At 58.2% G+C, this 13822-nt stretch carries 10 protein-coding genes; 6 read left to right on the forward strand and 4 right to left on the reverse strand.

Going from position 1 to position 13822, the window contains the following annotated elements; genetic code table 11:
* The first annotated feature begins 21 nt into the window (after positions 1-21).
* Together Q2T52_RS19560 and Q2T52_RS19565 are read left to right on the forward strand one after the other, a co-directional pair.
* Positions 22-816: a response regulator gene (locus Q2T52_RS19560; protein WP_302078514.1), complete on the forward strand. Its 795-nt coding sequence runs from the start codon at positions 22-24 to the stop codon at positions 814-816.
* Positions 817-1136: 320 nt separating this feature from the next.
* Positions 1137-2084, forward strand: a complete 948-nt coding sequence (locus Q2T52_RS19565; RefSeq protein WP_302078515.1) for an HWE histidine kinase domain-containing protein — start codon at positions 1137-1139, stop codon at positions 2082-2084.
* Between the two features lie 261 nt (positions 2085-2345).
* On the opposite strand, the gene Q2T52_RS19570 is transcribed toward Q2T52_RS19565, so the two are convergent.
* The 4 genes from Q2T52_RS19570 to Q2T52_RS19585 all read right to left on the reverse strand — a co-directional run bounded on the left by Q2T52_RS19570 (position 2346) and on the right by Q2T52_RS19585 (position 7785).
* On the reverse strand, positions 2346-3266 hold the full coding sequence (locus Q2T52_RS19570; RefSeq protein WP_302078516.1) for an ABC transporter permease: 921 nt from the start codon (positions 3264-3266) through the stop codon (positions 2346-2348).
* Positions 3259-4269 carry an ABC transporter permease gene (locus Q2T52_RS19575; RefSeq protein ID WP_302078517.1) on the reverse strand — a complete coding sequence of 337 codons (1011 nt, stop codon included), beginning with the start codon at positions 4267-4269 and terminating at the stop codon, positions 3259-3261. Before Q2T52_RS19575 ends, Q2T52_RS19570 begins: the two co-directional genes overlap by 8 nt.
* 73 nt (positions 4270-4342) lie before the next feature.
* On the reverse strand, positions 4343-6055 hold the full coding sequence (locus Q2T52_RS19580) for a peptide ABC transporter substrate-binding protein (protein ID WP_302078518.1): 1713 nt from the start codon (positions 6053-6055) through the stop codon (positions 4343-4345).
* Between the two features lie 20 nt (positions 6056-6075).
* A complete protein-coding gene (locus tag Q2T52_RS19585) occupies positions 6076-7785 on the reverse strand; it encodes a peptide ABC transporter substrate-binding protein (protein ID WP_302078519.1) in 1710 nt (569 codons plus the stop codon).
* Positions 7786-8094: 309 nt separating this feature from the next.
* Here Q2T52_RS19585 and Q2T52_RS19590 point away from each other — a divergent pair, with 309 nt between their 5' ends.
* The 4 genes from Q2T52_RS19590 (at position 8095) to Q2T52_RS19605 (ending at position 13669) form a co-directional block, all read left to right on the forward strand.
* Positions 8095-9258, forward strand: coding sequence for a M20 aminoacylase family protein (locus tag Q2T52_RS19590; RefSeq protein ID WP_302078520.1), 1164 nt, complete (start codon positions 8095-8097; stop codon positions 9256-9258).
* A gap of 34 nt (positions 9259-9292) precedes the next feature.
* A complete protein-coding gene (locus tag Q2T52_RS19595) occupies positions 9293-11140 on the forward strand; it encodes an ABC transporter ATP-binding protein (RefSeq protein ID WP_302078521.1) in 1848 nt (615 codons plus the stop codon).
* Positions 11141-11251: 111 nt separating this feature from the next.
* Positions 11252-12205 carry a sugar-binding transcriptional regulator gene (locus Q2T52_RS19600; protein ID WP_302078522.1) on the forward strand — a complete coding sequence of 318 codons (954 nt, stop codon included), beginning with the start codon at positions 11252-11254 and terminating at the stop codon, positions 12203-12205.
* Between the two features lie 144 nt (positions 12206-12349).
* Positions 12350-13669 (forward strand): ABC transporter substrate-binding protein, encoded by a 1320-nt coding sequence (locus tag Q2T52_RS19605; protein WP_302078523.1) that lies wholly within the window; start codon positions 12350-12352, stop codon positions 13667-13669.
* Positions 13670-13822: the final 153 nt, after the last annotated feature.

Raw genomic sequence — 13822 nt, forward strand, 5'->3', positions numbered from 1 at the left:
GGGCATCAGGGGAGAATTTGTATGTCACTCACCACACGCGTTGCGTCCCACCTGCCATACTTGCGCCGTTACGCTCGCGCGGTAACCGGCTCGCAAACATCGGGAGACGCATATGTCGCTGCGGTCCTCGAAGCGCTGATCGCCGATGTTTCCATCTTTCCGGAAACCTCGAAGGACCGCGTCTCGCTCTACAAACTGTTCGTTGCGATTTTTGGTTCCACGGCCATCGAGATTCGTCCGATCGAATCTCCTTTTGCATGGGAACAGAGAGCGGTAGCCAATCTTGCAAACCTTCCTTCGCAGGCGCGTCACGCCTTCCTGTTGATCTCCGTTGAGGGGTTCACCATTGAAGAAACGGCGGAGATTCTAGATGTCGAGGTTGATCAGGCAACCCGCCTGCTGGACGAGGCCTCCAAGGAGATTTCTCGGCAGGTAGCCACCGACATCATGATCATCGAAGATGAGCCGCTGATTGCGCTTGATATCGAGCAGATGGTTCAGGATCTGGGCCACCGCGTCACCGGCATCGCCCGTACTCATCGCGAGGCCGTCGAGCTGTTTCATTCCTCCCATCCCAAGATGGTTCTGGCTGACATTCAGTTGGCCGACGGCAGCTCCGGCATCGATGCCGTCAATGAGATCCTCAAGACCTCCAGCGTCCCGGTTATCTTCATTACTGCCTTCCCGGAGCGTTTGCTGACGGGTGAGCGGCCAGAGCCGGCCTTCCTCGTGACCAAGCCTTTCAACCCGGACATGGTGAAGGCGCTGATCAGCCAGGCTCTCTTCTTCAACGAAGCGGTCAAGGCTGCTGCCTGAGATCGGGCGTGGCGGCTGATTGTGGGGAACGTTTCTCAAGTTGCTGCGTTTGAGCCGCGGCAATTCATGGCTGGAAGGCCAGGATCGGAAGCGTAAGCAAATCCTGTTTTCGCGGCCTGCCATACATCAGGTTAAATCATAGAACGTCGGGTTGTTCCGACGGGGGCAACGCCCTATAACCTTGCGGGATATTGCCGGGGCATCTATCGAGATGGCCCGGTCATCAATGGGATCTGAGGAACGGCAAAGTGGGATTGTTGTCACATCAGCTGACATGGCAGCAGGCTGGTGAGAGTGATGACAAGTTGCGCGAGTTTTTTATGCCCGCCCTCGTCGATCTCGGCGCCAGCGTGATCATACAGGATCTCGAACGCAACTATCTCTTCGTAACCAATCTGCCGCAGGCCTGGTCTTCCGGCCTAGGCGACAAGCCGAGCGACAAGAGCCTTTTCGGCGACGAGATTGCCGAGAAGTTGCGCGTGCTGAAGGATGGGATCACCCGTCATGGGCAGAAGAGTCATCTGGAGATCACCGTCAATTCCGAGGAAATATTCGAGTTCCGCGTTCAGGCGGTTGCTCTGACATCCGGAGCTATCCATCTCGTTACGACCATTGTCGACCGCTCGGAAGAGCGGCATCGCGAGCGCCTGTTGCGGGCGTTGCTGCGTGAGGTGAGCCACCGGTCCAAGAACCTTCTCGCTATCATTCAGAGCATTGCGCTGCAGACCGCACGTTATTCCGTGACGCTGGACATGTTCCTCAACAAGTTCCGCGGGCGCCTTTACTCTCTGTCGCAATCGCAGGATCTGATCACCGACTCCAGCTGGCGCGGCGCCTATTTCTTTGAACTGGTGCAGCAGCAGACAGAGAAGTACCTGCCTGAAAACGCCCATCTGGTTCGTGTCAGCGGCGACAACGTTCTGCTTACGCCAAATGCGTCCCTTCATCTCGGCCTTGCTTTGCATGAGTTGATCGTCAATGCGGTCAGCCATGGATCGCTGATCAAGAACGGCCGCGCTGTCGCTGTCACCTGCAACAAGGTTCAGGCCAACGGCCAGGATTCATTGGAAGTGCGTTGGGACGAAGGCCTTGCGCCGCAGGGCCGTTTTGGCGATGCCGCTGAAGAGGATAATCTGAAGGCGCATTTTGGCAGTACGGTTCTGGAGCGCGTGGTGCCTGCCTCTGTGAACGGGAAGGCGCGCTATGTGATTTCCAAGGATCGCATTAGCTACAGCCTTGTATTTCCCATCGAAAACATGACCGACTGACCCCAATACCAGTTACCCGAAGACATAAAAAAACGGTCTCGGTTTCCAGGGAAACCGAGACCGTTGGTCTCTTCGAGGGGGATGAAGAGTTATCTGGAAGCTTCGAAGGGCGGGGGACGGGGGCGCTTCCAGATACATCAACAACGTACGCTGATGATCTTGGTTCCACCCTGTTCCCAAAAAAATGAAAATTTTTCCCGACGCTCTCTGTGAAAGCGCCGAGGAACAAGCGCGATTGTGATATCGCGCTTCCCGTGGCGATTACCGCGACAGTGTTCGCGGATCGAGCGCGTCACGGACAGCATCGCCCAGGTAGTTCACGCTAAGAACCGTCAGCGAGATGGCGAGCCCTGGCCAGAATACGCGGGACGGCGTCAGCTGCAGGAAGTTCACGCCATCGAACAATAGGCGCCCCCAGGTGGGAAAGTCCGAGGGGAAGCCGAGACCAAGGAAGCTGAGAGCCGATTCCGTGATGATAGCGGATGCGATGCCCAGCGTTGCCGATACCATGATGGAACTGAGAACATTGGGCAGAATATGCCGCAGGATGATGCGGTGCTCATACATGCCGCTGCTCTTTGCCGCGACGATGAATTCCTGGTTCTTCACCGCCAGAACATCGCCGCGCACGATGCGGGCAGTGTGCATCCAGCTGGTGATGCCAATCACGAAGACGATCAGGATGAAGATGCCAGTTTCCGGGCCGAAGGCTGCACGCAACGTGTCACGAAACAGCATGATGATAACGAGCAAGAGGGGCAGCAGCGGCAGGGCCAGGAAAAGGTCGGTCAGTCGCATCAAAAGCCCGTCGATCCGACGGAAATATCCCGCAAGCACGCCAACGAACGTTCCCAGAAACAGGGATAGCAGCATGGCCGTGATGCCGACGGCCAGCGAAATCTGCCCACCAGCCAGAACCTGGGCCAGCATATCATGGCCCAGGTTGTCGGTTCCGAATGGATGGGCGAAGGATGGTCCCTGGTTCTTGGCGCGAATGTCGATCTTGTTCGGATCGATGCGATGGATCAACGGTCCCAGATAGACGGCCAGCACGATCAATACGAAGACGATCAGGCCTGCTACACCACCCTTGTGGGCGCGGAATTTTCGCCAAAATACCGCAAAGGGCGTATCGATGGGCGCCTGTGCGGCGGCGGTCGCGGTCAATGCTGCATCAGTCATAGCGGATTCTCGGGTCAAGAATGCCGTAAAGTACGTCGGCAATCAGATTGAACAGGACGATGAGGACAGCGAAGATGAAGGTTAGTGTCTGCACGAGTGGCAGATCCGCGCCCTGAACCGCAGTGATGAGCAACTGGCCGAGGCCGTTCACCCGGAAGATCTGTTCTGTAATAATTGCGCCGGAGAAGATCGTCGGCACGCCGAGCGCAATAACCGTCACGACAGGGATGAGGCTGTTGCGCAGCACATGCACCAGCAGGACGGCCTTTTCCTTGACGCCCTTGGCACGGGCGGTGCGCACATAATCCTGGCTGAGATTGTCCAGCATGGAGGCACGCACGAAGCGGGCGATCTGAGACGCGTTGTAGAGGGTCAAGACCAGGATTGGCAGGAACATCTGCCGTAGCTGTTCGAGAAAACTGGACCAATCGCGCACCTGCAGGTTCGTGTCGTAGACCGACGGGAACCATTGCAGATAGGAACTGAAGATCACGATCAGCACGACGCCGGTGAAGAAGGTGGGAACCGAGTAGCCGACCATGGTGATGAATGTGCCGATCTGGTCGAAGATCGAATACTGCCGATAGGCGGAGATCACGCCAACCGGGATCGCCAGCAGCGTGCCGAACAGATAGGCGAGACCCACGACCCAGAGCGTCTGCGGCAGACGCTGCACGATGAGGTCGACCACGGGGCTGCGGGTGGCCCAGGACAGCACGCGCATGCGGTTTCCATCACCAATATGCCAGCCTGTCAGCTGTTCGAAGATGTTCAAGGGCTCATTGATGAAGAATTGCTGCAGCCATTTGACATAGCGAACCAGAAAAGGCTGATCGAGGCCCATGGCGGCGCGGATTTGCTCTCGCACTTCCGGCGGGATGGTCAGCGGCAACTCCCCCAGCGGATCATTCGGCGCCAGATCAAGCAGTGCGAATATCACAAAGCTGATGACGAGCAGCGTCGGGACGGCGAAAATCAGCCGCCTTATGGTGTATGTGAACATGACTTAAGTCTCCAGGCGCTCGCGGAGAAGTTAATGCCCGGCCCGTCTCGGAAAGCAGGCCGGTATCGGTTGGTCACTTCTTGCGAGACCAGTCAGCGACGTTCCAAAGCTGGGAGTCCCAGGGGTTCACCAAGGCATCCTTGAGTGTATTCGAAATGGCAGATGGCTCACCACGATTGACGAGCGGCAGAACATAGCCACCATTCACAAGCAGATCATTCAGCGTCTTGATGATCTCGCTTCGCGCTTGAGGTTCGCTGGCATCGCTCAGCTTGTCTATCAGGGCATCGTAGGCCGGGTCACAAATACGGCCAACATTGCCGCCCTGCCAACCATCGACCGGCGAGGGAATGCGGTCGCATTTGAAGTCCGCCAGAAAGTTTGCCGGATCGGTTGTTTCAAAACCCGAAGCATACATCTCGATATCGGCATAGAACTTCTTGTAGGTATCCGGGCTCGCCGGATCGCCGCCGAAATAGACGGAAGCCGGAACATTCCTCAGTTCCGTCGTCACGCCAATCTTGTTCCACCAATCCTTGATCAGTGCCTGCGAGCCCTGACGAACAGAGTTGGTTGATGTCTGAAAAAGGAAGGAGAGCTTGACGCCGCCCTTGGCACGCACGCCATCGGAGCCCTTTTTCCAACCGGCATCGTCCAACAGCTTGTTAGCCGCTGCGATGTCCTGCTTCAGGCACCAGTCAACGCCGCTCGATGCGAGATTGGCAGGGGCGGGAATGACATTGCATGTTGCCTTGCCGCCCGCGCCATAACCGGCTTCCACGAGGATATCCCGATCGATTGCCAGCGACAGCGCCTTGCGGACTGCTGGATCGGAGAGGGCGGGGTGCGGGCCCGCATCTTTGGTCGAGCGCTTTTGCCCCAGAGCCGGATCAGCGCCGAACGGGTTCAGGTGGATGCGCTCAACGGTCGTGCTGAAGGCGGTAGAGATCGTTCCCTTGCCCTTCTTCAGCATGGCATCTAACACTTCCGGCTCGACGACCGTGTTCCAGGCGAAATCGAACTCGCCCGTCTCCAGAACGGCGCGGGCTGCCGCCGCAGCGTCGCCGCCACCTTTCAGAACGATCGTCGAAAATGCCGGCTTGTCTGCAATGCGGTAATTCGGGTTGGCAGCAAATGTAACGACATCGTTCGCCTTGAAATCCTTCACCACAAAGGCGCCGGTTCCAATAGGATTGAAGTTGGCAGCCGTGCACTGGGCAGCCTTTTCGCCCAGGCAATCCTTGAATTGCGCCTTCTGGATGACGGGCGACAGAGCTCCGACAAAAGGAGCATAAGGATAGGACATCGGCTTGGAGAAGCTGATCTTGACCGTCAGGGGATCGACGGCTTCAACCGCTTTCACGCCTTCGAACTTCGCTTTCTGGGCGCAACCGCCGCCGGGAGCCGTGCAATAGGCAAAGGTAAAGGCGACGTCCTCGGCCGTTACGGCGGTGCCATCAGACCATTTCAAGTCTGGCTTGAGCTTCCAGGTTATAGATGTTCGGTCAGCGGCTATACCGCCGTTTTCAAGGCTAGGGATTCCCGCAGCAAGCCGCGGGAACATTTTTCCATCCGGGTCAAAGCCTGCCAGCGGCTCAAGGACCATTGAAGCGGCATAGACCTCCTTGCTTCCGCCCGACAGGTATGGGTTCATGGTGGAAACCGCCTGCCAGAAGAGGATTTTCGCTTCACCATCGCTGCCGCGTCCGGCGTGGGCGGCAGTGCCGCCCGTCGCCAATATGATGGTTGTGACACCTGCCGTCAGCAGGGACTTAATACCCGACATCAAGATATCCCGTGCTCTGATTACTTCTTGCGAGACCAGTCCGCGATGTTCCAGACTTCGCTATCCCAGCCGGTGGACTTGACGCCCACGATCGAGTTGGAGAATGCGGAAGGCTGACCACGATAGACCAACGGGATGTGGACGAAGTCCTCGGTCAGCATGTCGTTGAGCTTCTTGACGAGGGCAGCACGGTCTTCAAGCTTGACGGTCTTGCTGAGTTCGGTTGCCAGCTTGTCGTATTCCGGGTTGCAGTAGCGCGGCATGTTTTCGCCCTGCCAGCCGGTCTTCGGCGACGGGGCCTTGTCGCACATCCACTGGGCCATATAAGGCTCGGGATCGGTGCCATCGAAGTTGTTGGTGTACATTTCCAGGTCGGCATAGAATTTCTGGAACGTGTCCGGGCTTGCCGGGTCGCCACCGAAGAAGACGGAAGCGGAGATGTTGCGAAGTTCGACGGAAACGCCGATCTGCGCCCACATATCCTTCACCAGTGCCTGGGTGGCCTGGCGAACGGAGTTGGTGGAGGTCTGGTAGAGGAAGGAGAGCTTCACGCCGTTCTTGGCGCGGATGCCGTCGCCGCCCTTCTTCCAGCCGGCATCGTCCAGCAGCTTGTTGGCGGCTGCGATATCCTGCTTCAGGCACCAGGCATCGTTCTTGGTGGACACATAGGCGTCAGGCCCCGGAACAATGTTGCAGGTTGCCTTGCCGGCAGCGCCGTAACCCGCTTCAACGATGATGTCGCGGTCAATGGCAAGTGCCAAGGCCTTGCGAACGGCCGGATCAGAGAAGGCCGGATGCGGACCGCCTTCCTTGGTGGAGCGCTTGTCGCCGAGCTTCGGATCGGGATTGGTGAGGTTAATGTTGATACGTTCGACCTGGCTACCGAAAGCGGTCTTGATCGTGCCCTTGCCAGCTTTCAGCATGGTTGCCAGAACTTCCGGCTCAACCTGCATGTTCCACGCGTAGTCATACTCGCCAGTTTCGAGCACAGCACGCGCGGCAGAAGCTGCATCGCCGCCACCTTTCAGCGTAACCGATGCGAAGGATGGCTTTGCCGGATCGCGATAGTTATCATTGACGACGAAGGTGATGACGTCGTTTGGCTTGAATTCCTTGACCTTGAAGGGGCCGGTACCGATCGGACCAAAGTTTGCGGCGGTGCATTCCGGTGCCTTGATGCCAAGGCAATCCTTGAACTGTGCCTTCTGGATGATCGGAGAGAGCGAACCGACGAATGCCGTGTAAGGATAGGGCTTTGCGGCCGTGAAGGTGACCTTCACGGTTGTCGGGTCGACTGCCTCGACGGTCTTCACGCCTTCAAACTTGGCCTTCTGGGCGCAACCTCCGCCATCGGCGGTGCAATACTGCCAGGTGAAGACGACGTCATCAGCGGTAAATGCGGAACCGTCGGACCACTTGAGGCCCGGTTTGATCTTCCAGGTAATCGTCGTCAGATCCTTGGAGATGCCGCCATTCTCCAGTGTTGGAACCTCGACGGCCAGGCGAGGATAGACGTTACCCTTCTCGTCGAAACCGGCCAAGGGCTCGATGACCATAGAGGATGCATACTGCTCCTTGGTGCCGCCCGACAGATAGATGTTCATTGTGGAAACGGCCTGCCAGAAAAGCACTTTCAGATTGCCATCCGAACCACGCTCTGCATGAGCGGCGCTGCCTGCCATTGTCAAAGCCGCTACGGTGCCAGCCAGCAGCATTGTCGTTCTGTTCATTTTTGTCCCCTTATTTTATTTTAGGTTGTGGTTTGTCGCTGGAGTGTCTCGTTTCCAGAGATTGTTCCCGCCGTGCCCTTTTGAGCTATTTCCGGTGAGGAAGTCCGTTAAAATCCTCCTGCTGTGTCTCACGCGCCGGCTGTTGCCTCCCAGGCGGCCGACGAAAGATGACCAAATTTTAAGCTATCTAAGCATAAGCCTATTTTGCGTTCAAGAATGAAAATTGAAGCTTGCAAAAATGGTGCGGTGGGGCTCAATATCGGTTCATTGAGCCAGCTGGAACAACAGAATAGCAACGGGGAACAGTCAATGCCAGTGCTGAATCGCGCCGCAGAAATGCAAGAGGAAGTTGCGGCTTGGAGGCGCCATCTTCATGAAAATCCCGAGCTTCTGTATGACGTGCATGAGACGTCGGCGTTCGTCGCGGAAAAGCTGAAGTCTTTCGGCTGCGATGTCGTCGAAACCGGTATCGGCAAGACCGGCGTCGTCGGGATTATCAAAGGAAATCTGGGAGATGGTTCGACTATCGGTATGCGGGCCGACATGGACGCGCTACCGATCCTGGAGGATTCCGGCAAGCCCTGGTCTTCGAAGAAACCGGGCAAGGCCCATTCCTGCGGCCACGACGGACATACCGCCATGCTGCTCGGTGCTGCAAAATATCTCTGCGAGACGCGCCGCTTCGCCGGTTCCGTCGCCGTGATCTTTCAACCTGCGGAAGAGGGCGGCGGCGGCGGTCTTGCCATGGTGCAGGATGGCATGATGGAGAAATTCGGCATCAAGGAAGTCTACGGCCTCCACAATTCTCCGGGCGTGCCATTGGGTGATTTTGCGCTTCGCAAGGGTGGTTTGATGGCCGCGGCGGACAGTTTCGACATCATCATCAAGGGTAAGGGAAGCCATGCGGCCCAGCCGAATGTATCCATCGATCCGGTTCTGACCTCGGCTCATGTGATTATTGCACTGCAGTCGATTGCCTCGCGTGGCGTCGATCCGCTGAAATCCGTCGTGGTATCGGTCACGACAACTCATGGTGGTGATGCCTACAACGTGATTCCGATGGAGGTCAAGCTGACGGGGACAGTCCGTACGCTTGACCCTGAAGTGCGCGAGTTTGCGGCGAAGCGCCTGGTGGAGATCGCGCAGGGCACAGCCATGGCGCATGGCGCCGTCGCCGAGGTGCATTATCATCGGGGCTATCCGGTGACGGTCAACCACCCGGCCCAGACTGATTTTGCCGCTTCGGTCGCGGCGAATGTATCCGGCGGCAATCGCGTCGATGCCGACGTTGCACCGAAGATGGGAGCGGAAGACTTTTCCTATATGCTCGAAGCCCGGCCCGGAGCCTTCATCTTCCTTGGCATTGGAGAAGGCGCAAATCTTCATCATCCAGCCTATGACTTCAATGACGAAGCGATCCCCTATGGTATCAGCTATTGGGTAACGCTGGCAGAAACCGCGTTGGCGGCTTGAGCGGCCTGGACAAAACAGAACAAGGGGAAGTTTGGTGCTTCTGTCGGCAACACTATCGGAACAGACGGGTGGATCGGTGACACCGGTTCTCTCTGTCGAAAATCTGACCACATCCTTCCGGGTCAACGGCGAATGGAAATCCGTCGTCCGCAACATGAACTTTTCCATCGCGCCCCGAGAGACGGTCGCCATCGTTGGCGAGTCGGGTTCGGGCAAGAGCGTCACGTCACTTTCGATCATGCGACTTCTTCCGAAGGCGTCGAGCAAGATCGAAGGCAAGATCACGCTCGGCGGAAAGGAACTGCTATCGCTTCCTGAGGAGCAGATGCGGCGCGTTCGCGGAAATGACGTGTCGATGATCTTCCAGGAGCCGATGACCTCGCTCAATCCGATCTTTCCGATCGGCAAGCAGATCGCGGAAGCGCTGACGGTTCACCAGGATATTTCGGCTGCCGATGCCAAGGCGGAGGTGATCCGCCTGCTGGAAAAGGTGCGTATCCCGAATGCCAAGGGGCGCTTCGACGAATATCCGCACCAGTTTTCCGGCGGTATGCGCCAGCGCGTGATGATCGCCATGGCGCTCGCTTCGAAGCCGAAGCTGTTGATCGCGGATGAACCGACAACAGCGCTCGATGTGACCATCCAGGGCCAGATCCTTGACCTGATCAAGGTCCTGCAGGAAGAGGAGGGCATGTCCGTTCTCTTTATCACCCACGATATGGGCGTGGTGGCGGAGATCGCCGACCGGACCATCGTCATGTTCCGTGGCGAGCAGGTGGAAACCGGCGCGACGGATGACATCTTTCATCGCGGGCAACATCCCTATACGCGTGCACTTCTTTCAGCCGTGCCGAAGCTCGGCTCCATGAAGGGGTTCGATTTGCCGCAGCGCTTTCCGATCATCGATGTGAAGACGGGAGAGGCGAAGCCGGTCGAAGCCGCCGTCGACACGGTCGACAAGTCGCTGACGCCGATCCTGGATGTGAAGGATCTGACCACCCGTTTCGATATCCGCTCCGGCCTGCTGGGGCGCAAGTCCGGCGCGGTCCATGCGGTGGAGAAGGTCAATTTCCAACTGTTCGCCGGCGAGACCCTGTCGCTGGTGGGTGAATCCGGCTGTGGCAAGTCCACGACCGGTCGTTCCGTAACACGCCTGATCGAGCCAACAAGCGGCGAGGTGACTCTGGACGGTTACAACGTCATGAGCCTCGATCGTCCGACGTTGCGCACAATGCGCCGCTCCGTGCAGATGGTTTTTCAGGATCCGTTCGCCAGCCTCAATCCGCGCATGAGCGTCGGTTCGGCGGTGATGGAGCCGTTCATCGAACACAATCTGGGAAGCCGCCGCGATGCGCGCGACAAGGCTGCCGATCTGCTGACGAAGGTTGGCCTGTCGCCGGATATGATGGGGCGCTACCCACATGAATTCTCGGGCGGTCAGCGTCAGCGTATCGCCATTGCCCGGGCGCTGATGCTGGACCCGAAGGTGATCGTGGCTGACGAAGCCGTTTCGGCTTTGGACGTTTCCATTAAGGCGCAGGTCTGCAATCTTCTGCTCGATCTGCAGCAAAGCCTGAATCTGGCCTACCTGTTCATCAGCCATGACATGGCTGTCGTGGAGCGCGTCAGCCACCGAGTAGCGGTGATGTATCTGGGTGAAATCGTCGAAATCGGACCCCGCGTAGCCGTCTTCGATAACCCCCACCACCCCTACACGAAAAAGCTGATGGCGGCGGTGCCGGTGCCGGATCCGTCCCGCCGCAACATCAAGCGAAATCTCGCGACCGATGAGATCAAGAGCCCTGTGCGCCCAGCGGACTATGTGCCGCCGGTGCGCCAGTACCGGGAAGTTTCGCCGGGGCACCTGGTGCAGGTGGCTTGAGCAATAGCGGCCCGCGTTAAATGGCGGGCCGCTCCCCTGGTTTCCGCGGTTTGACACGGGCTTGCCAAACATGGCAGCACTTGCACCGGCAAGGAATGACAGGGCGCACTTATGTCGAGAAAGTCTGATTCACAGGGCCGGCTGGATGACGCCGCGCGCGCCGGCTGGCTTTATTATGTGGCTGGCCGAACGCAGGACGAGATCGCCTCCGCTATGGGAATTTCCCGGCAGTCCGCCCAGCGTCTGGTGTCGCTTGCCGTGGCGGAGCGTCTTATCAAGGTTCGGCTTGATCATCCCATTTCTGCCTGCCTGGAACTGGCCGTGCAGTTGGAAGAAAAGTATGGGCTGAAGCAGGTGGAAGTCGTGCCGACCGATCCCGGCGCCGTTTCCTCGACCGTCGGCATTGCCCAGGCCGCCGCAGCCGAAATCGAGCGCTGGCTGAAGAAGACCGATCCCATTATTCTGGCCATCGGCACCGGACGAACGCTGAAGGCAGCCGTCGATCAACTGGCGCCGATGGAGTGCCCGCAGCACCGCATCGTGTCGCTGACCGGCAATATCGGCCCCGACGGGTCGGCCGCCTACTATAACGTGATCTTTTCCATGGCTGATGCCATCAAGGCACGGCATTTCCCCATGCCGCTGCCCGTGCTTTGTTCTTCCGCCGAGGAGCGGCAGGCGCTGCACGCCCAATCGGTCGTCCACAGCACGCTTCAATTGGGTGCCCAGGCCAATGTCACCTTTGTCGGAATCGGCGAACTGGGTGTGGATGCGCCGCTTTGCGTGGATGGTTTCCTGGCCCCGGATGAAATGACACGGTTGATGCAGCTCGGTGCTGCGGGTGAAATCTGCGGCTGGATGTTTGATCGTGATGGTGGGTTATTTGACAATCCGATCAATGAGCGGGTCGCCAGCGTTCCCATTCCTCCGCGTGACACTTCCATTGTTCTTGGCGTAGCCTTGGGAAGCCGCAAGGAAACGGCAATCCGAGCCGCTCTCAGGGGCCAGATGATCAATGGCCTGATCACCGACGAGCTGACAGCTGAGCACCTGCTCGCTGGCTGAGCAAAAAATATTCACCTAGTTTCAATTGGTTAACCGTTCGTCGCTGCATCGCAGCGACGAATCCCGCTTGACATTTTTCCTCCGTTAACGAGTATTTGCCCACGAGCTAGGCGAATGCTCGTTACATTCTTCTGGGAGGAAGATATGACATTGAAGACAGTTCTGCTCGGCGCGGTGTCCGCGCTGGCCTTCTGCGGCATCGCGTCCGCAGAAACACTCACCATTGCCACCGTCAACAACGGCGACATGATCCGCATGCAGAAGCTGACGGATGACTTCAAGGCGAAGAATCCGGGCATCGACGTGCAGTGGGTGACGCTTGAAGAAAACGTTTTGCGTCAGCGTGTGACGACCGATATCGCGACCAAGAGCGGTCAGTACGACATCATGACGATCGGCATCTACGAAGCGCCGATCTGGGGCAAGCAGGGCTGGCTGGCGCCGCTCGACAAGCTTTCCAGCGATGCCGCTTACGATGCCAATGACCTGTTGCCGCCGATCCGCTCGGGCCTGACCGTCAACGGCAAGCTCTATGCCGCACCGTTCTACGGCGAAAGCTCGATGGTGATGTATCGCAAGGACCTGTTCGACAAAGCCGGTTTGAAGATGCCGGATGCGCCGACCTGGGACTTCATTGCCGATGCTGCCCGCAAGATCACCGACAAGGGTTCTGAAACCTACGGCATCTGCCTGCGCGGCAAGGCTGGCTGGGGCGAGAACATGGCCTTCCTGACGGCCACCGCAAACGCCTTTGGCGCGCGCTGGTTCGATGAAAACTGGATGCCGCAGTTCGATCAGCCGGAGTGGAAGAAGACGCTCGACTTCTACGTCAAGCTGATGAAGGACGCTGGCCCTCCCGGTGCCTCCTCCAACGGCTTCAACGAAAACCTGGCGCTCTTCCAGAACGGCAAGTGCGGCATGTGGATCGATGCGACCGTGGCTGCCTCCTTCGTGACGAACCCGAAGGAATCCAAGGTTGCAGACAAGGTCGGCTTTGCGCTGGCCCCCGATACCGGCCTTGGCAAGCGCGGCAACTGGCTGTGGTCCTGGAACCTCGCCATCCCCGCCGGCTCCAAGAAGGTGGAAGCGGCTCAGAAGTTCATCTCCTGGGCAACCAGCAAGGACTATCTGAAGCTGGTGGCCGAGAAGGATGGCTGGGCCAACGTTCCTCCGGGCACGCGCACCTCGCTTTACGCCAATGCGGATTACCAGAAGGCCGCGCCGTTTGCGAAGATGACCATCGACAGCATCAACGCTGCCGACCCGAAGAAGCCCACCGTCAAGCCGGTGCCGTATGAGGGCGTGCAGTATGTGGCGATCCCTGAATTCCAGGGCATTGGCACGGCTGTCGGCCAGCAGTTCTCCGCAGCACTGGCCGGTCAGGTCACCGTTGATCAGGCGCTCCAGAGCGCCCAGCAGTTGACCGAGCGCGAGATGAAGAAGGCCGGTTATCCGAAGAAGTAACTCCCGGGAGGGTGGGTGGCATTTGCCCCTCACCCTAACCCTCTCCCCGCGCGCGGGGAGAGGGGATCAGGAGATCTTGGTCTTGTAAATAAAACCCCTCCCCAACCCCTCCCCACAAGGGGGAGGGACTTAACCCGCAGCACTGTCCGTGTG

Source organism: Rhizobium oryzicola, from assembly GCF_030504645.1.
GTDB classification, from domain to species: Bacteria; Pseudomonadota; Alphaproteobacteria; order Rhizobiales; family Rhizobiaceae; genus Neorhizobium; species Neorhizobium oryzicola.

What these genes read in the sequence shown, in the direction of transcription:
- Q2T52_RS19560 (WP_302078514.1), top strand. Translation starts at nt 22, where the DNA reads ATGTCACTCACCACACGCGTTGCGTCCCACCTGCCATACTTGCGCCGT.
- Q2T52_RS19565 (WP_302078515.1), top strand. Translation starts at nt 1,137, where the DNA reads ATGCCCGCCCTCGTCGATCTCGGCGCCAGCGTGATCATACAGGATCTC.
- Q2T52_RS19570 (WP_302078516.1), bottom strand. Translation starts at nt 3,266, where the DNA reads ATGACTGATGCAGCATTGACCGCGACCGCCGCCGCACAGGCGCCCATC.
- Q2T52_RS19575 (WP_302078517.1), bottom strand. Translation starts at nt 4,269, where the DNA reads ATGTTCACATACACCATAAGGCGGCTGATTTTCGCCGTCCCGACGCTG.
- Q2T52_RS19580 (WP_302078518.1), bottom strand. Translation starts at nt 6,055, where the DNA reads ATGTCGGGTATTAAGTCCCTGCTGACGGCAGGTGTCACAACCATCATA.
- Q2T52_RS19585 (WP_302078519.1), bottom strand. Translation starts at nt 7,785, where the DNA reads ATGAACAGAACGACAATGCTGCTGGCTGGCACCGTAGCGGCTTTGACA.
- Q2T52_RS19590 (WP_302078520.1), top strand. Translation starts at nt 8,095, where the DNA reads ATGCCAGTGCTGAATCGCGCCGCAGAAATGCAAGAGGAAGTTGCGGCT.
- Q2T52_RS19600 (WP_302078522.1), top strand. Translation starts at nt 11,252, where the DNA reads ATGTCGAGAAAGTCTGATTCACAGGGCCGGCTGGATGACGCCGCGCGC.
- Q2T52_RS19605 (WP_302078523.1), top strand. Translation starts at nt 12,350, where the DNA reads ATGACATTGAAGACAGTTCTGCTCGGCGCGGTGTCCGCGCTGGCCTTC.